Consider the following 16,832-nt stretch of genomic DNA (forward strand, 5'->3'; position numbering starts at 1 on the left):
AGCTGCGCGCGACGGCCGGGATCTTCGAGAGCAGCGGGTCGGCCTGCAGGGCCGCGAAGGTGGTCTCGTCGCCGTAGACGATGAGCACGTCGGCGTCGAGCTGGTCGGCGTTCTCGGAGCTGAGGGTGCCGCTGAACGCCTCGGAGTCGCCCGAGAGCTCGACGACGCTGGGCGCGACCTCGAGGCCGAGGTCCTCGACGTACTTCACCCGCGCGTCGTTCGGCGTGTAGCAGGTGAAGGAGCTGGCGTCGGTGGGGTCGTACCAGCCGTAGGTGAAGGTCGTCCCCTCGAGGAGAGGGGTGCTCGGCCACCGTGGAGGCGATCTCGTCCTCGACCTCGGCGACTCTTCGCCTCGGCCTCGTCCGCGAGCCCGAGGGCGGCGCCGTCGAGCTTCGCGGAGTCCTGCCACGTCGTGCCCCAGGGCAGACCCGGGTACGCGACGGTCGGGGCGATCTGCGACATCGTGTCGTAGTCCTCCTGCGAGATGCTGGAGTAGGCCGAGAGGATCACGTCGGGCGCGAGGTCGGCGATCGCCTCGAAGGGCACGCCGTCGGTCTCGTCGAAGAGCTCGGGAGTCTCGGCGCCGCTCGCGTCGAGGGCCTCCTTCGTCCAGGCCAGCAGCCCGTCGCCGTCCTCGTCGCCGTAGGAGGCGCGGGCGAAGCCGACGGGAACAACGCCCAGCGCGAGCGCGACGTCCTGGTTGGTCCAGCTGGTGGCGACGACGCGGTCGGCCGACTCGACGGTGGTCTCGCCGAAGGCGTGCTCGACGGTGACGGGGAAGCCGGCCGACGCGCCAGAGGGGGCGGAGTCGGAGCCGGCGTCGGCGCCTCCGGAGCAGGCCGTGAGAGCAGGGCGGTGAGGCCGAGCGAGGCGACGGCGGTGAGGCGGCGGGGTGCGGATGGCGGGCACTGGTGTCCTTCGGCAGGGAGGGTACGTGGGCTGCGAAGGCCAACCTAACCTAACTTCCCCGGAGTCGCCACGGCGGGGCGGTGTTCGGCCTGGGCTCGCAGGAACGCGCGAGCCTAGGGTGGAGGCCATGGTCCCGACGCAGCCGCCCACCGATCCGGGCGAGGAGCCGCGGAACCCCGAGCCCACGCCGGAGGAGCGCGCGCTGCGCGCCATCCGGAACACGAGCGCCGGAGCTGACCCGGGCGCCGAGGCACTGGCCCTCTCGAACGACTCTCACCGACCGCTGGACGGAGCGGCTCCGAGGGGTGGCGGCGGGGCTCCGCCTGCGCGGTCGCGGGCCCCGGGCATGAGCCGGCACCGGGGCGGGTCTCGGCACGGGGTCTCGCGTCGACGCGTCCGACGCCCCTACGGTCGCACGACGCGTCCCACCGCACGGACGCCGGGTCCGGACGTCGGCCCGAGGTCGTGAGGAGGGCCGGCGGATGATCCGAGTACTGACCGTGGGCACGGGACGATCACGACCGGGTTCTGCCGCGCGGTGGACGTGGTCTCCGGGATCCGCGTCGACGCGGTGCACTCCCGCGACGCGGGTCGGGCGAGGATCCTGGCGGACAGCGTCGGTGCGGTTCCCGCTCCGACCGATCTCGAGCGCGCGCTGGCGCTCGACGACATCGACGCCGTGTACGTCGCGACCCCGAATCGGCTGCACGCCGAGCACGTGCGTCTCGCGATCGAGCAGGGCAAGCACGTCCTGGTGGAGAAGCCGGGAGTGACGGACGCGCCCGCGTGGGCGGACCTCGTCGCGCAGGCCGACCGAGCCGGTGTCGTCCTGATGGAGGCTGTTCGATCCGCCTACGACCCCGGCACGCTCGAGCTGGAGCGCCTTCTGCCCCTCGCCGGTCGCCTCCGTCGCGCCTCGTTCCGGTTCGAGAAGGTCTCCTCCCGGTACCCCGCGGTGCTGCGCGGCGAGTCCAGCTCGACCTTCGACCCGGACGGCGGCGGGGCCCTCCTCGATCTCGGTGTCTACGCCGTGAATACGGTGATCGGGCTGTTCGGCGAGCCCCGCGGAGTCGCCGGCCTGCGCGTGGCCGTGGCGGGGGAGTCGACGGCGCGGGGATCGCGCTCCTCGACTACGGCGACGTCGTCGTCGATGTGAGCGTCTCGAAGATCACGACCTCGTTCGCGTCGAGCACGATCCAGGGAGAGGACGCCACGCTGGAGATCGACCGCGTCGTCGCGCCCTGCTCGATCACCGTCCGACCGGTCGACGGCGCCGCGCCGACGGTGCGCGAGATCCCGCCCCCGGCGCACCTGCTCGCCCCGGAGGTGGCCCGCTTCGTGGACCTGGTCCGCGGCGCCGATCCGGGGCCGGACCAGCGCCGCACCGCCGCGACGCTGCGGACCCTGGACCGCATCCGCGCCGCGTGGACCGACCACCCGGACCGCGTGAGCGTCCGGGGATCGGCGATCCGGTCGGTCCTCGAGCGACGATCTCAGACGACGCACTGGTCCGCACCGCAGGATTCGGCCCGAGGACGAGCGACGGTCGACGCTACTTCTGTTCGGGCAGGGGATCAGGCGGGCTGTTGTCGGAGACCTCGCCGTTCTCCGATCCGACCGATGTCACGGTGTACGGGCTGAGGTTCAGGGTGTCTCCTGGCGTACAACGTGAATGCCGAGTTCCGGCCGCACCTGGTTGAGTGCGTTGATGTAGTCGACGCGGAGGCAGAAACGGCCAGCACACGACGGTCCACACGTCATCGGGTGCGACGACATAGGCGACTGGTCGGCCGGCCTCGTCCGCCACGACGTCGCCGTTCGCGTGCTCCCGCGGACCCTGGTCCGACGGGATGCGCAGGCGCTGCCCACCCAACGACGACACCGATGGTCGTTCGGACGACCACGGCTCGTACAGCTCGATCGGCGCGCACGTCGATGCGGCTGAGGGCGTCGGTCGAGCTGAAGCCAGCACGTCGGCTTCGACCGTCGCTGCCGGCGCGGGCTAGCTCCGGCACTGGTTCTGCAGACGTCGGAGTCGTTCCCGCGGCAGCGTCGGGCGACTCGCGAGGCGTCACGCATCCTGACAGCGAGACGAGCAGCAGCAGCGCGGCCCCGATGGATGCACTGACACTCGTGATCCCCCGACCCATGTGGTGAGCGTAACGAGTCGCCGGGGCGTCGGATCCGCTCGACTCGGCGGGAACTCGTCGACGGGTCCCGGCGAAGAGGCGTGCGCTCAGTGGAAGTCGAGAGTGGAGGGCGCGGGCGCCAGCACGGTCGACACGATGACCGCTCTCGTCCTCGTCGCAGTGCGGAATCCGTGGTGAGCAGACCCCCGGACAGCTGTGCGTGCCCGGACGTGCAGTCCGTCGGGATGTTGTGGATCAGCGTGGTGTGAGTCGACGGAGCGAGGATCTCCACGCTCCGGGCCGAGGATGCTCCGGCCCGCCGATCTGCTGCACGTCAGCAGTGCCGGATCGACCCGCTCGGCCGTCGGATCCGGGGCGCCGCACCCCCTCGGAAGCTGAGTTCGATCACGATCGACTCGTCCGTTGCGTCAACGCGATTGACGACTTTACGGTCGCATCAATCGTTTGACGGAGGGAGTGTCGATGCTGACGCTGAAGGACATCGCACGGCACGTGGGCGTGTCCGCGTCGACCGTGTCGCTCGTCCTCAACGACCGCGACCGCGGTCGGGTGAACCCTCGGTCGCGGCGACGATCCGCAGGACCGCGGACGACATGGGCTACGTGCCCAACCTCCTGGCCCGCGGTCTGAAGACCCGGAAGTCGCACACCATCGGCATGCTCGACGGCGTCGCGAGCATCCCGTTCGCGGGGGCATGGTGCGCGGCGCGCAGGACACCGCCTGGACGCTCGGCTACCTGCTCATGCTGATCGACTCCGGCGGCAACCACGACCTCGACTCGGCGGCGGTCAAGTCGCTGCTGCAGCGCGACATCGAGGCCCTCGTCTTCCGCTGCCGAGTTCCACCGCGACGTCGAGCTGCCCCTGGTGCCGACGTCGGTGCCCGTCGTCGTCCTCGACGGACGCTCCGCCGACCGGACCGACGTCGACCTCGTCGTCCCCGACGAGGAGCAGGGCGGCTACGACGCCGTCCGGCACCTCCTCGAGGCGCGGGCACCGCCGCATCGCCTACTGCGGCGTCGCGGACGAGCGCTACATCGCCGCCACCCTGCGCCGCCGCGGCTACGAGCGGGCGCTCGCCGACGCGGGCATCGCGCTCGACGAGTCGATCGTCGTGGCGGCCCCGGGTCCGGAGACGCGCGACGGATTCCCTTCCGCCACCGCACTCCTCTCCCTCTCCGACCGGCCGACCGCGGTCTCGCTTCTCGGACCGGCTCGCGTTCGCGTTCTACCAGGCGGCGGGACGGCCGGCCTGCGCGTGCCAGAGGACCTCTCGATCGTGGGCTTCGACAACCAGATCGCCGTCGCCGACTCGGTCCTCCCGGACTCGCCAGCGTCGCCCTGCCCCACGCCGAGATGGGCGCCTGGGCGATGGAGCGGGCCGTGCTGCGGATCCGCGGCGAGTCCTCGCTCCCGTACGAGCACCGGCTGATGCGCTGCCCGCTCGTCCTGCGCGAGTCGGTCGGGCCGCCGGGCTGACCCGCCGCCGTCGTCCGGGCGCCCTCGCGCCGCCCTCCCGCCGACCCGCACTGCCGATCCGAGGATCACCCGCTCACCTCCTCCCGTCGTCGCGCCTGCGGCGACCCTCCGACCCCTGCCATGGGCGCACGCCCGCGGCAGTCCCTCCCCATCACGAAAGCAAGGAAGCTGGCATGAGACACCCCCGACGACCCCGTCGCGCACTCGCCCTCGCCGCCGCCGCACTTCTGAGCGCGACCACCCTGGTCTCCTGCTCGTCCGCCGGCGGAGCAGCCGAGAGGCGACGGGACCTTCACGATCCTGCAGTACGAGAACCCCGACTCGGCGCAGGGTCAGGGCTGGGCGCGCGCGGTCGAGCTCTTCGAGGAGCAGCACCCCGATGTCGAGGTCGACTACCAGACCACGAGCTTCGACGCGATCCGGCAGAACGCCAAGATCCTGCTGACCGGCAACGACGTCCCCGACGTGATCGAGTTCAACAAGGGCAACTCCGACGGCGGCCAGCTCGCCGCGCAGGGCCTGCTCGACCCGATCACCGACCTCGTCGAGGAGCGCGGCTGGGACGAGAAGGTGTCGGGCGGGATGTCGTCCTTCGCCCGCTACGACGAGAGCGGCAACGCCGGCTCCGGCGACTGGTACGGCGTCCCGAACATCGGCGAGTACGATGCCTACTCACAACAAGGACCTCTTCGCGAAGGCCGGCATCACCGAGCCGCCGACCACGATCGAGGACTTCGAGGCCGCGATGGACGAGCTCCTCGCGCAGGAGGTGTCACCCCGATCCGGAGCTCGGCGGCGACCAGTCAGGGCTTCAACCAGATGTGGGTCTGGTACTCGCTGGTCTCGCAGGCCGCCGGGGACGACCGCACCCCCATCGACGACTTCATGTTCCTGCGGAAGGACATCGACTTCAGCCAGGACCCGTGGGCGTCGGGCACGCAGCGCTTCCAGGACTGGATCGAGAAGGTACGGTCGAGGACCTCGGGGGCTCTCGTTCGAGCAGGCCACGGTGAACTTCCTCGGCCAGGACGCGGCGATGCTCATCTGGAACAACGGCGAGTTCGCCCGCATCGGCGAGCAGGCCGAGTCTCCCGTGGGGCTACTTCACCCTCCCCGGGGCGGACCTCTCGATGGGCTCGTCGGGGCACCTCTGGGGCATCCCCGCGAAGGCCGGCGACAAGGACCTCGCGGCCGACTGGATCGACATCACGCTGAGCGACGAGGTGCAGAACCTCATCGGCGGGAAGGGCGGGCTCCCGCTGGCGGGCGACACCGCCACCATCGAGGACCCGCTCACCCAGGAGTTCACCGCGCGCTTCGACGAGCTCCGTCGCGGACGACGCCCTGACCTTCTACCCGGACTACCTGGTCCCCGGGCTCCTCGACTTCATCCAGAACAACATGCAGGCGATGTCCAACGGCAACGAGACCGCCGACGAGTACCTGCAGAAGCTGCAGGAGTTCTACGACGACGGCCGCGCGGTCGTCGAAGAGGGCTGACCCGGATCCACGGAAGGACCATCATGACCTCCGCACCACCCCGTCCTCCGGCGGCGCCCCCCGCGGCCGCCGCCCCGGTCGGCGCGCCCCGCGGCGCGCCGACCGGGGCGGCGGGCCGCGCCGGCTACTGGCTCTACCTCCTCCCCATCGCCGTCGGCTTCGTCGTCGTGGTGGTGGCCCCCTTCGCCATGAACGTCTTCTTCAGCCTGTTCCGCTGGAAGGGCGGGCTGGCGCCGATGCGCTGGAACGGCCTCGGCAACTACACCGCGCTGCTGGCCGACGAGCAGTTCTGGCAGTCGTTCTCGAACTCGGTGGCGATGATCGTGGCGATCGTCGTCATCCCGACCGCGATCGGCATCGTCCTGGCCGCGCTGCTCTTCGACTACCTCGGCGAGGAGCTTCGGCGCCCGCGCGGCCTCGTTCCTCCGGGCCACCTTCTACCTGCCGCAGATCCTGCCGATCGCGGTGGCCGGCTTCATCTGGAGCTGGATCCTCGACTCGGTGACGGAAGCCTCAACGCCGCCCTCCGCGCCATCGGGATCTCGGATCCGCCCGACTGGCTCTGGCGATCCGACCACGGCGATCTACGCCGTGATGCTGATGCTCGTCTGGCTGCAGATCGGCTACCCGGTCGTCATCTTCATGGCCGCGCTCCAGCGGGTCGACCCCGAGCTCTACGAGGCCGCCGAGCTCGACGGCGCCGGCTGGTGGCGGCGCTTCACGGCCATCACCGTCCCGCAGATCCGTCCGGAGGTCTTCATCGTGGTCCTCACCGCCACCGTCGGCGCACTCAAGGTGCTTCGCGCCGATCCTGATCCTGACCGGCGGCGGGCCCGAGAGCCTGACCGTCGTGCCCTCCTACTACGCGTACCGCAACTTCTGAGCTGTCGCAGGTCGGCTACGGGTCGACGATCGCCACGTTGATGTCGGTCCTGATCTTCGCGATCGCCGGCGTCCTGCTCTGGTGGCAGCGGCGCGAGACGGCGAGGGTGGTGGTGCGATGACCGCCGTGGACGCTCCCGCGCGGAGCACCGCTTCCGCCGCACCCTGATGCACTGGCTGATGCTCGTGCTGGCGGCCGCCTTCGCCCTGCTGATGCTCGCTCCGTTCTGGCTGCTCGTGCTCAACGCCTTCAAGACCGGAGCGGACTACCCGCGAACGGGCCCTCGCCTTCCCGACGTCCTTCACCCTCGAGGCGTTCACCTCGTATCTGGGGCGGGTCGACTACCCGGTGGCGCTGGGCAACTCGCTGCTCATCTCGGGTGTCGTCGCCGTGGCCGGCGTCGGCGTCGCGCTCCTGGCGGCCTACGCGATCGGCGTCGGCCGGATCCGCGGAAGCGGCATCGTGCTGGCGCTGCTCCTGATCTCGACGATGCTCCCGCACGAGGCGCTCATCTACCCGCTCTTCTACGGGGCGCAGGCCACCGGCACGCTGAACACCCCGTGGGCCGTGATCATCGTCTTCACGGTGCTGCAGGGCGCGTTCGGCACCTACATCCTCGCGAGCGTGATGGCCACCGTCCCCAAGGAGCTGCTCGAGGCCGCGGCGATCGACGGCGCCGGCCGCTGGCAGATCCTGTGGCGCGTGGTGTTCCCGGTGCTCCGGCCGACGCTCTCGGTGCTGCTGGTGTTCTTCTTCATCTGGACCTGGAACGAGTTCTACATCCCGCTCATCCTGCTCAGCGACCCGGCCTCCCAGACCGTCCCGATCGCCCTGTCGACCCTGCGGGGCCAGCACTCGATCGACATCACGGTCGTGAACGCGGGCTCGCTGCTCTCGCTCATCCCCACGCTGATCTTCTTCCTGCTCTTCCAGCGGACGTTGAGCCGCGGCGTCACCGCGGGAGCCGTCAAGTGATCCGCCCCACCCTCCTGCCCACCTCCGTCTCCGAGGAGTACCGATGAACATCCCCTGCGCACCACCACCCGCGAGCGCGGCGTCCGCAGCCGCTCCATCAACGCCGAGAACCCGACCGGAGCGTCGGGCGCGGCGGCCAGGACCGCCTCCGATCTCGGTCCCGGCCGGCACGGCGTTCCTGCCTGCTGGCCGCGGGCGAGACGCTGACCCTGGCCGAGATCGAGGGCCCGGGGGTGATCAGGCACATCTGGATCACCGTGGCCGACCGCACCGAGGGCAGGTCCCTTCGTCCTGCGCGATCTGGTCCTCCGGGCGTACTGGGACGACTCCGACCAGCCCGCCGTCGAGGTCCCCCTCGGCGACTTCTTCTGCAACGGCTTCGCGACCCGGGCGCTGGTGACCTCGATCCCGATCGTCGTCGCGCCGACCGGGGGGATGATACAGCTACATCCCCATGCCGTTCCGCCGCTGCGCCCGCCTCACCCTCGAGAACCAGCACGGCGGCGACCTGCCGCACGTGTTCTTCCAGGTCGACTACACGACGGGCGACGCCCTGGACGCCGGCACCGAGTACTTCCACGCCCAGTGGCGGCGCTCGGACGGCACCACCGCACTGGGAAGGATCGCGTCGTGCTCGACGGCGTGGAGGGCCGGGGCACCTACCTCGGCACCTACATCGCGCTGGCCTCCCTCCAGCGCTACTGGTGGGGCGAGGGCGAGATGAAGTTCTTCGTCGACGACGACGACGAGTTCCCGAGCCTGTGCAGCACCGGTCCGAGGACTACGCGGGCGGTGCGTGGGCGTTCCAGGACGAGCCCGCGCCGACCCCGAACCTGAGATCCTCACCTTCAGCGCGCCGTACTTCGGCTACCCCTTCCACAGCACGCGCGACGTCACCAGGGCCTCGCCGTTCTCGACGGAGGCGGTGCCGATGCATGCGCTCTACCGCTGGCACCTGCCCGACCCGATCTACTTCGACGAGCGCCTCCGCGTGACGCTGCAGCAGATCGGGGCCTGGGACCACGGGCTGTTCGAGCGGCAGGACGATCTCCCGAGCACCGCCTACTGGTACCAGTCCGGGCCGCCGGCGGCGTCCCGCCGCTGCCTCCGGTCGAGCAGCGCCGACCGCGCTGACGGGTCAGATCGGGCGGACGCACGCCTCCTCGATCGCCGCCTCCTCCTCGAGCGTGAACGAGGACTCGGCGGTGGTCGGGAACCAGCCCTGCTGCGGCCACTGCGCGACGAAGTCGGCGCGCGACGGAGCGGCGGGATCGTCGCTCCGTTCGCCTCGTAGCAGGACGAGGTACTGGGTCAGGTAGCTGTAGAGGTAGTCGATCTGCTCCGCCGTCATCGGCGCGATCGGAGTGGTCGGGTAGGTGCTCCAGCAGGTGAACGAGGCGACGGACTCCGCCTCGTCCACGGGGCTCACCATCAGCCCGGCGGGTCCCTCGCCGTCGGCGTCCGTGCCGATGTCGACGGGGACCCCGCCGCCCGAGGCAGTCGACGAGCTCCGGGGCGGCGGCCTCCTCGCGGTACTGCAGGAACGGGTCCGCGGGCCGCACGGCGCTCGGGTAGCCGGCGACGACGCCGCCTGCCACTGCTCGTCCTGCTGGCTCGATCCGGAGCTCCTCGAGCCGGTCGGCGTCGAGGGGCGCCGGCGCCGGGGACGGGCCGAGATCCGGCATCGGGTACACGACGGCTCCCTCCGCGCTGGGGGAGGAGTCGGGGCGTCCGACGCGGACGGGGCGGCTCCCGCGCATCCCGTCGCCCCGAGGGCGAGGCAGGCGCCGAGCAGGAGCGGGACGAGGTGCCGTGAGCGCGTGCGAGTCATGTGGTCCCCTGGAAGCCGACCGGTCCCGGAGAGGGCGCCGGTCGCTCGATTCTGCCCGATGCGAGGCGCCGCGCGCTCAGCCCGCCGCCCGGCGGATCGCGACCACGGTCACGTCGTCCGGCAGCACGCCCGCGGACGCCAGCCGGGTGATGCTCGCGACCGCCGCCGAGGCGGTGGGCGCGGCGGCCGCAGCGGCGTCGGCCACGCGCTCCAGCGCCTCCATCGTCCCGTCGAACAGGTCGAGCACCCCGTCGCTGCAGATCAGCAGCAGATCGCCGGGGCCCAGTCGGAAGGCGCTCGTCTCCCACTCCTGCGTGCCGAGGACGCCGAGCGGCAGGTTGTGCGAGGGGACGCGCTCGCGGGAGCCGTCGGCCCGGCAGATCACCCCGAGGCCGTGACCGGCGTCGACCGCGGTGACATCGCCGGTCGCGGCGTCGAGCCGCGGTGCAGCAGCGTGACGAAGGCCTCGTTCGCATCGAGGTCGGGCTCCACCGCGCGGTCGACGAGGGCCATCGTGCTCCCCGGATCGAGCGAGGGCGGGGTGATCCGCAGCGCCGCGCGGACTGTCGCCGCGATCATCGCCGCTCCGACGCCCTTGCCCATGACGTCGGCGAGCGTGACGACGAGACCGTCGGAGGTGCGCTGCCAGTCGAAGAAGTCGCCGCTGACCGCGCCGCTGGGCACGCAGGCGCCCGCCACCTCGTAACCCGGGAGGTCCGGGACCGACTTGGGCTGCAGGCGGCGCTGCACCCCTCCGCCGTCGGCGAGCTCCCGCCGGGTCCGGGCGGCCCGGGCGGTGAGCATCCTCGCGACCTGCTCGCCGCTGAGCGACGCCATGCTGAACGACACCACGACCAGCAGCACCAGGGTGATGAGGGTCGTCGACGGCGTGCCGAACCAGGTCGCGGAACAGCACGCCTGCGGACCGACCGCCAGAACACGCCGAACCGCACCGCGTAGTAGGCCGCGAGGGCTCGGAGGAGAGCAGCAGCGGCCAGCGCGTCGCGAGTGCCCGGCGGCGAGGAGGGCGATCTCGCGGGTCGACAGCCCGATCAGGGTCGCCATGAGGGCGAGGTAGAGCGGGCCCCGACCAGTCGTTCACGGCGGGCGAGTCGAACGCCGAGACCGAGACGACCAGCACCGTCGGAGCGATCACGAGCCACCACGGCGTCGGCCGGCCGCGCAGCGAGCGGCTGCCCATCCACACGCTCGCGGCGCCCGCGACGATCAGGCCGTTGCCCAGCGGATTCGCCCACACCTGCCCGGCGTGCCGTCGCGCAGGTAGGCGAGCGAGCCGCCCATGAACAGCGCGAGCGCGGTGCACCACCAGAAGCTGAAGGCCGACCGGGTGGTGCGAACGTGACGAGGGCGAAGAGCAGGGAAGAGGGTGAGAGTGGTGACCCCGAAGGCGACCTGGAGGGTCGTGGAGTCGAGCAAGGCGGTCCCGTGGTCCTTCCGTCAGACCGAGCGCGGAGCCGGCGGAGGAGCGACCGGGCACGAGACGGATCCTCCCTACGAGACGGACCCCGCGTCGCCCGAGCGGGGGTCCTCGGGCGTGACCGCCCCGGGGACGGGGGGCACGGCGGGGGACGGGGCGGTCTAGGGCCGCACGAGGACGACCACCTTGCCGCTGCCGCTCTCGGCGACGGTGTGCGCGCGGGCGATGTCGGCCAGCGGGAGCACGTGGTCGACGCGCGGCGTGTAGAGGCCGCTGCCGCCCAGCGCGGCGGCGTGCCGCAGCAGCGCCGACTCGTTGCGGGCGTCGACCTTCCGCAGGCCCAGCCGGGCGGCGCCGCGGTCGTCGATCACGGTGACGACGCGGGAGGGGTCGCCCACGATCGCCAGCAGGTCCGGCAGGGAGTCGGACGGGGCCGAGTGCAGTGCGGCGTCCACACCGTGGGGTGCGAGCCGGGCCACCCGCTCGGCGAGACCCCGGGCCGTAGGTCGTGGCGGCGACTCCGAGCGCGTCGAGGAACGCGAGGTTGCTCTCCGCGCGCCGGCCGATCACGGTCGCGCCGGCGGCGAGGGCGAACGCGGCGGCCGCGCTGCCGACCGGCGCCCGAGGCGCCCTCGATGAGCAGCGTCGCGCCGTCGAGGTCGCCCAGAGCACCGAGGGCGGCGGCCGCCGTGGCGGAGGCGAGCCCGGCCGCCGCGGCCTGCTCGGTCGACCACTGCTCGGGGACGCTGCTCCAGGCGGTGAGGACCGCGTACTCGGCCGTCGTGTCGCTCACTCCGGCCCAGTCCGAAGACGAGATCGCCGACCTGCGCGTCCGTCACTCCGGCGCCGACCTCGTCGACGACGCCGACGGCGTCGCGACCGGGGATCGCCGGCAGGTCAAGGGGCAGGTAGGGGGCGAGGTGGCCGGCGCGGAGCAGGACGTCGATCGGATTCACGCTCGTCGCGAGCACGCGGATCCGCACCGCCTCCTCGCCGGCGCGGGGCTCGGGGGCTTCCTCGACGGTGAGGACGTCGGGGCACCGGTAGGAGTGGAAGCGGGCAGCGCGCACGGGGTTCTGCTTTCTGACGGGGTTCGCAGCAGCGGATGCTTGCTGCGGAGGAAGCTATCCCCGAATGCTTTCCGTGGCAAGTGAATGTAGTCTGCGAGGGTGACCGCGGCCGATCGACTCTCGCCCCAGCAGGACCGACCTGGACCCTGCTGGTGGGCGTCATGATGTGGCTGCCCGCCGAGCTCGACGCCTACCTCGAGCAGGCCGCCGATCTCAGCCACGCCGAGTTCGGGGTGCTGCGCTGCCTCTCGCTCGGCGAGGACCGCGAGATCCACATGAGCCGCCTGGCCGCGACGGCCAGCGTCACTCCGTCGCACCTGTCGCGCATCGTGGGGCGACTCGAGAAGCGCGGCCTCCTCGCCCGCAGCACCGACCCTCGGATGCGCGGCGCACGCTCGCGAGGCTGACGGCCGCGGGCGCGAGGCCTCCTCGCCGAGGTCGAGCCCGGGCACGTCGCCGAGGTCCGCGCACGGGTGTTCGCCCTGCTCGAGGACTCGCAGCTCGATCAGCTCGAGGACGTCGCGGAGGCGATCCTCACTCCGCTCCGGGGCGAGTGCGTCGACCTGCTGCCGCCGCGATCGGCGCGCTGACGACTGGGTGGGCACGGATCGACGCCGCAGCTCGTGCGATCAGGACGAGCGGACCGCGCGAGCTGGTCTCCCGCGGCGCCACGTGTGCTGGGTCAGCTCGTTGGTGACACACGTGCCGCGAGTGTAGGCCATGGCTCGAGGGATACGGCCAGTGTTGTAGTGCTGATCCAGGGTGCAAGGGCGGCGGTGCGGGCTTGGTCGCTGGTGAACGGTTGCCGATAGGCCCAGTCGGCGGCGAGGGTGCGGTTGAAGCGTTCGACTCTCCCGTTCTGCCAGGGGCAGTGGTGCGTGATGCACTTCTGTCGTGCCCCGAGGTCTGCGACGGCTGAGCGGAATGCGAAGGAGTCGTCCGAGAGGACGCGGTGGATACGGGTGATGCCCCGTCGGGCGAAGTAGGCGGCCGCTCGGGTCAGGAATGCGGCTGCGGTGACGCCATCTCGTCGGGGGTTGATCTCCACGTGCGTCAACACCGTCGTCCCCGGCTACACCGAGACGCCGCTCGTCACCGCGATCTCCGGCGACGCGGACGCCCGAGCGGCGATCACCCCACGCATCCCGCGCGACCGCCCCGGCTCCGCCGTGGACGTCGAGGGGATCATGGTCTCCCTCGTCAGCGACGAGTCGAGCTACGCCACCGGCGTTCTTCCGCGTCGACGGCGGCACTGACTCACCTTCTCTGACGTCTCCGCCCATCGCCTCATCGCCGTGATGTTCTCCGATCAGTATTTGCGCAACGCTTTTGACGACTCACACCGCCTCTTCTAGCGTCGGCCGCACCTCCGCACCGTTGTAGCGACGATGAGAGGAGGCCCTGGAGCAGTCACGGCCCGAGCTCAGCGCGACCGGCGCCGCGACTTCTCCCATCCACCGATGAAGATGGAGAGATCACCATGAACACTGGCGTTCCACGACCGGTGAGCCGGTCATCGCGAACCCCGAGCGACCGGAACGCACGGCGCGCCCTGCTCGGAACCGTCGCCGCCGCCACACTCATCCTCGGGCTCGCGGCAGCACCGCCCGTCACCGCAGCGCGGAGGCTGCGGCATGCCCGACCGGCCCGACCGGTGCAGTCCTGCGTCGACGCGACCCGCGTCGACCCGCTCTACTCCACCCCTGTCATCGACAGCACGACCGATGTGCAGAGTCCGGTGCCTGTCCGGAAGGTCATGGGGCACTTCGACGGGACGCAGACGCGCTTCACGATCTACCTGCCGCCGGCCGCGCAGTGGGAAGGCCGCTTCTTCCAGAGGGTCTACCCGATCCAGGACGAGAACGCGGAGGACCGCGTCGTCGCCTTCGGTGCCGCGAGCGGCGGCTACACGGTCCAGACGACCGGCACGGTCGGCTACCGCCACGACGCCGCCGCCGCGAAAATCGCCCGTACTGTCGCCGCCGAGTACCATGGCCGCGCCGCACCGGACGATCTACGGGTACGTCTACGGCGGCAGCGGTGGCTCCTACCAGTCGGTCGGTGCAGCAGAGAACACGCGAGACGTGTGGCAGGGTGCCGTGCCATCCATTCTCGCGACGCCGGTGTCGTTCGCGAATCACCGCCAGCATGCGAGCACTCGCGGGCTTCGTCCTCAAGGACAAGGCCGCGCAGATCGGGACATCGCATCGGTCGGTGGCCGGATCGACTCCGTCGCTGGGCCTGACGGCGCTCCAGAAGACTCTCGCCGTGCAGGTGACCCGCTTCGAGCACTCTCCGCGCGCCTGGGAGGACTTCGACTACGTCGACCTCTCCGACGACGGCATCTTCGTCGACACCGTGAGGAACATCGACCGCACGTACGCTGCGGATTTCTGGTCCCTGCCCGGCTACCTCGGAACCGAGAAGTCCGAGCTCGGCGACAAGACCCGCGCCGCGAAGTTCGACACCACTGGGACGGTGACGGCTGTCAGCGTCGGCGCTGACGGCCGCACGAGCATCGCCCTCAGCGGTGTCCCGGCCGGCGCGGACAAGACCACGGACTTCACGCTGCAGGGTTCAGCCGGAGCCGCTCCGGTCGGTCGTCTGACGGGCACCTTCGATGCGAACACGGACGTCTTCATCCTCAACGCCGACGCGGATCCCGCGGTCGTCTCGGCTCTGGCGGTCGGCAGCTCGGTGCGCATCGACAACCTCTGGCACCTCGCGATGTTCGGCTACCACCGCCATCAGGTCCCCACCAGCCGCGAGTTCACGCAGTGGGACCAGTTCCGCAAGGCGGACGGAACGCCGATCTACCCCCAGCGCCCGGTTCAGGTCTCCCCGATCATCGCGAACGTCACCACGGGCGGCGCCGCCTAAGCGGTGCCGTGACGATGAAGGCGATCGTCGTCGAGAACCTCTACGACAGCGACGCCGTGCCGTGGGGTGCGACGTGGTACGCCGACAAGGTCGAAGGCGTCCTCGAGCTTCGTTCGACGACACCTTCCGCGTCTACTTCAACGATCACGCGGATCACCAGGAGGGTCCGGTCACCGGCGAGAAGGCCTCCCGGCTCGTCGAGTTCACGGACAGTGTCGAGCAGGCTCTGCGCGATGTGAGCGCCTGGGCCGAGCGCGGAATCGCTCCTCCCGCATCCACGCGGTACTCCGTCTTGCAGAACCAGGTCCTCGTGCCGGCGACGGCATCGCAGCGCGAGGGCGTTCAGCCCGTAGTGACCCTGACCGCGGCTGGGAAGGACAGGATCGAGGTACGCGTCGGCGAGAAGGTGACCTTCACCGCGAAGGCGCAGGCTCCCACCGGCACCGGATCGATCGTCAGCGCCGAGTGGGACCTGCGCGGCTCGGGGAGTACGGACCTTCGACCTTGACGTCGCCTGCCGCGAGCGTGACGACGACGAACAGCACGACCTTCTCGAAGCCCGGCACGTACTTCGTGACGGTGGCAGGTCGCGTCGCAGCGCGACGGCGATACGGCGAGCCCTTCGCGAACGTGGCGAACCTCGCGAGAGTCCGCGTCATCGTGAAGTAGTCCGCGGACGAGCAGTTCTGCCGGCGCAGCCGGAAGACTCGTCGGGCAGAGCTGTCGTCGTTGCTTGGGCCGTGATGGTGCGCTCTGAGTTGAGCTAGCCGGACTCACTGGCGAGGAGCTCATCCCCGCTGGCCCCGTGAGCAGCGCGGCCAGCAGGGTCCCGAGGACTCGGGTCCGTCGGGAGCCGCGGTGCTCCAGGTCGGTCGTCGGCCTGTAGGAGATCGGACCGATGTGCCCTGCGGGGAGTGGGAGCCGACAGCGAGTGTGCGTCCGGTGAAGCCGGCGGCGACCTCCGTGGAGAAGTAGCGACCGTCGAGCCGGGCGAGCTCGGTCGAGACCCCGCCCGAGCGCACGGAGAGGACGACGTCGTCCGGGCCGGCGTAGCCGAACGGCTACCGGACGAGTCTTCGGTTCCACCGTTTCCGAGCACGAGGATCACATCTTCACCTGTGACCTGGACGCCCGCGGTCTCCTGCCGCAGGTCGCCGATCCTCACGATCACCCGGACGCGACCGTCCTCGAGGACGAGCCCGCACCAGTGCCGGTCGTCGAGTCGGAGGCCGAACGACCCATCGATGGAGACATCCGCCTCCGCCCGCCAGGAGAAGTCGCGGACCCGGCAGCAGAGATGATCGACCGCCTGACCGCTGCTGCGGAAAGCAAGCCCGGTAGCTGTGCTGACGACGAGGGACTCCGGCTCACCATCGGGGACCACCCATCAAGCGGGTCAAGCTGCTCGGAGGTGAAATCGTCATGGAACGCCGTCTCGGCCGCAGGGATGCGGAAGCGGTCCTCCTCAAACACAGGCCAGCCGTCGATCCAGTCGATGCCCGCGAGGAACGTCTCGCGACCGAGGACGTGGAATCCCGGTGTGGATCCCCGTGGCCTGGCTCCGAGGCAGACGGCAGCCCACTCCCTCCCGTCGGCGTCGGCATCGAGGTCGGCGTGGCTGCGACGTTCTGCACCGAGTGTGAGCTGCTGCGTGCGGGTGAAGACGGGATTGCGGGGATCGCCCTCGAAGGGGGCCGCGTGGCGAGGTGCCGCGCGCG

General features: G+C 70.9%; 19 protein-coding genes and 3 pseudogenes. 15 read left to right on the top strand and 7 right to left on the bottom strand.

What is annotated here, in order from left to right:
- Positions 1-204 precede the first annotated feature (204 nt).
- Positions 205-909 carry an ABC transporter substrate-binding protein gene (locus AC0CII_RS18295; RefSeq protein ID WP_465230257.1) on the bottom strand — a complete coding sequence of 235 codons (705 nt, stop codon included), beginning with the start codon at positions 907-909 and terminating at the stop codon, positions 205-207.
- 514 nt (positions 910-1,423) lie between these two features.
- Here AC0CII_RS18295 and AC0CII_RS18300 point away from each other — a divergent pair.
- From AC0CII_RS18300 to AC0CII_RS18345, 10 genes and pseudogenes are all read left to right on the top strand, one after another.
- Complete coding sequence (locus AC0CII_RS18300) at positions 1,424-2,065, top strand: Gfo/Idh/MocA family protein (protein ID WP_465230990.1); 642 nt, start codon at positions 1,424-1,426, stop codon at positions 2,063-2,065.
- Positions 2,062-2,550, top strand: a complete 489-nt coding sequence (locus AC0CII_RS18305; protein ID WP_465230258.1) for a hypothetical protein — start codon at positions 2,062-2,064, stop codon at positions 2,548-2,550. The genes AC0CII_RS18300 and AC0CII_RS18305 overlap by 4 nt, the downstream gene beginning before the upstream one ends.
- 971 nt (positions 2,551-3,521) lie before the next feature.
- Complete coding sequence (locus tag AC0CII_RS18310; RefSeq protein WP_465230259.1) at positions 3,522-3,689, top strand: LacI family DNA-binding transcriptional regulator; 168 nt, start codon at positions 3,522-3,524, stop codon at positions 3,687-3,689.
- Entirely contained in the window at positions 3,653-3,808 is a 156-nt protein-coding gene (locus AC0CII_RS18315) for a hypothetical protein (protein WP_465231131.1), read from the top strand. The genes AC0CII_RS18310 and AC0CII_RS18315 overlap by 37 nt, the downstream gene beginning before the upstream one ends.
- A 286-nt stretch (positions 3,809-4,094) precedes the next feature.
- On the top strand, positions 4,095-4,490 hold the full coding sequence (locus tag AC0CII_RS18320; protein WP_465230991.1) for a substrate-binding domain-containing protein: 396 nt from the start codon (positions 4,095-4,097) through the stop codon (positions 4,488-4,490).
- Positions 4,491-4,837: 347 nt separating this feature from the next.
- Positions 4,838-5,752 carry an extracellular solute-binding protein gene (locus AC0CII_RS18325; protein ID WP_465230992.1) on the top strand — a complete coding sequence of 305 codons (915 nt, stop codon included), beginning with the start codon at positions 4,838-4,840 and terminating at the stop codon, positions 5,750-5,752.
- Between the two features lie 726 nt (positions 5,753-6,478).
- Positions 6,479-6,961 (top strand): carbohydrate ABC transporter permease, encoded by a 483-nt coding sequence (locus AC0CII_RS18330; RefSeq protein WP_465230993.1) that lies wholly within the window; start codon positions 6,479-6,481, stop codon positions 6,959-6,961.
- A gap of 307 nt (positions 6,962-7,268) precedes the next feature.
- A complete protein-coding gene (locus AC0CII_RS18335; RefSeq protein ID WP_465230260.1) occupies positions 7,269-7,895 on the top strand; it encodes a carbohydrate ABC transporter permease in 627 nt (208 codons plus the stop codon).
- 300 nt (positions 7,896-8,195) lie between these two features.
- Complete coding sequence (locus tag AC0CII_RS18340; RefSeq protein WP_465230994.1) at positions 8,196-8,732, top strand: DUF2961 domain-containing protein; 537 nt, start codon at positions 8,196-8,198, stop codon at positions 8,730-8,732.
- Positions 8,692-8,910: pseudogene (locus tag AC0CII_RS18345) on the top strand (DUF2961 domain-containing protein); the annotation flags it as partial. The gene AC0CII_RS18340 and the pseudogene AC0CII_RS18345, both read left to right, overlap by 41 nt.
- A 123-nt stretch (positions 8,911-9,033) precedes the next feature.
- On the opposite strand, the gene AC0CII_RS18350 reads toward AC0CII_RS18345, so the two are convergent.
- The 5 genes and pseudogenes from AC0CII_RS18350 to AC0CII_RS18370 all read right to left on the bottom strand — a co-directional run bounded on the left by AC0CII_RS18350 (position 9,034) and on the right by AC0CII_RS18370 (position 12,234).
- Complete coding sequence (locus tag AC0CII_RS18350) at positions 9,034-9,726, bottom strand: hypothetical protein (protein WP_465230261.1); 693 nt, start codon at positions 9,724-9,726, stop codon at positions 9,034-9,036.
- Between the two features lie 76 nt (positions 9,727-9,802).
- Positions 9,803-10,111: a SpoIIE family protein phosphatase gene (locus AC0CII_RS18355; protein WP_465230262.1), complete on the bottom strand. Its 309-nt coding sequence runs from the start codon at positions 10,109-10,111 to the stop codon at positions 9,803-9,805.
- A complete protein-coding gene (locus AC0CII_RS18360; protein WP_465230263.1) occupies positions 10,108-10,791 on the bottom strand; it encodes a PP2C family protein-serine/threonine phosphatase in 684 nt (227 codons plus the stop codon). Before AC0CII_RS18360 ends, AC0CII_RS18355 begins: the two co-directional genes overlap by 4 nt.
- A 162-nt stretch (positions 10,792-10,953) precedes the next feature.
- Positions 10,954-11,163 (bottom strand): hypothetical protein, encoded by a 210-nt coding sequence (locus AC0CII_RS18365; protein WP_465230264.1) that lies wholly within the window; start codon positions 11,161-11,163, stop codon positions 10,954-10,956.
- 162 nt (positions 11,164-11,325) lie between these two features.
- Positions 11,326-12,234: pseudogene (locus AC0CII_RS18370) on the bottom strand (alcohol dehydrogenase catalytic domain-containing protein).
- Positions 12,235-12,395: 161 nt separating this feature from the next.
- Between AC0CII_RS18370 and AC0CII_RS18375 the strand changes: the two are divergent.
- Positions 12,396-12,641: a MarR family transcriptional regulator gene (locus AC0CII_RS18375; protein WP_465230995.1), complete on the top strand. Its 246-nt coding sequence runs from the start codon at positions 12,396-12,398 to the stop codon at positions 12,639-12,641.
- 275 nt (positions 12,642-12,916) lie between these two features.
- On the opposite strand, the pseudogene AC0CII_RS18380 reads toward AC0CII_RS18375, so the two are convergent.
- A pseudogene (locus tag AC0CII_RS18380) lies at positions 12,917-13,297 on the bottom strand (integrase core domain-containing protein); the annotation flags it as partial.
- Here AC0CII_RS18380 and AC0CII_RS18385 point away from each other — a divergent pair.
- The 4 genes from AC0CII_RS18385 to AC0CII_RS18400 all read left to right on the top strand — a co-directional run bounded on the left by AC0CII_RS18385 (position 13,251) and on the right by AC0CII_RS18400 (position 15,783).
- Positions 13,251-13,490, top strand: coding sequence for an SDR family oxidoreductase (locus tag AC0CII_RS18385; RefSeq protein WP_465230265.1), 240 nt, complete (start codon positions 13,251-13,253; stop codon positions 13,488-13,490). The pseudogene AC0CII_RS18380 and the gene AC0CII_RS18385 sit on opposite strands and share 47 nt — an antisense overlap.
- Positions 13,491-14,382: 892 nt before the next feature.
- The gene (locus AC0CII_RS18390; RefSeq protein ID WP_465230266.1) at positions 14,383-15,114 is read left to right on the top strand and encodes a hypothetical protein; all 732 of its coding nucleotides are present in this window, start codon (positions 14,383-14,385) and stop codon (positions 15,112-15,114) included.
- A gap of 61 nt (positions 15,115-15,175) precedes the next feature.
- Positions 15,176-15,622 carry a hypothetical protein gene (locus AC0CII_RS18395; protein WP_465230267.1) on the top strand — a complete coding sequence of 149 codons (447 nt, stop codon included), beginning with the start codon at positions 15,176-15,178 and terminating at the stop codon, positions 15,620-15,622.
- A gap of 17 nt (positions 15,623-15,639) precedes the next feature.
- Entirely contained in the window at positions 15,640-15,783 is a 144-nt protein-coding gene (locus AC0CII_RS18400; RefSeq protein ID WP_465230268.1) for a hypothetical protein, read from the top strand.
- The last annotated feature ends 1,049 nt before the right edge of the window (positions 15,784-16,832 follow it).

The organism is Rathayibacter sp. AC182 (genome assembly GCF_979253875.1).

Coding starts and splice junctions, on each gene's coding strand:
- AC0CII_RS18310 (WP_465230259.1), top strand. CDS start 3,522: ATGCTGACGCTGAAGGACATCGCACGGCACGTGGGCGTGTCCGCGTCG.
- AC0CII_RS18315 (WP_465231131.1), top strand. CDS start 3,653: ATGGGCTACGTGCCCAACCTCCTGGCCCGCGGTCTGAAGACCCGGAAG.
- AC0CII_RS18350 (WP_465230261.1), bottom strand. CDS start 9,726: ATGACTCGCACGCGCTCACGGCACCTCGTCCCGCTCCTGCTCGGCGCC.
- AC0CII_RS18360 (WP_465230263.1), bottom strand. CDS start 10,791: ATGGCGACCCTGATCGGGCTGTCGACCCGCGAGATCGCCCTCCTCGCC.
- AC0CII_RS18375 (WP_465230995.1), top strand. CDS start 12,396: ATGATGTGGCTGCCCGCCGAGCTCGACGCCTACCTCGAGCAGGCCGCC.
- AC0CII_RS18390 (WP_465230266.1), top strand. CDS start 14,383: ATGCGAGCACTCGCGGGCTTCGTCCTCAAGGACAAGGCCGCGCAGATC.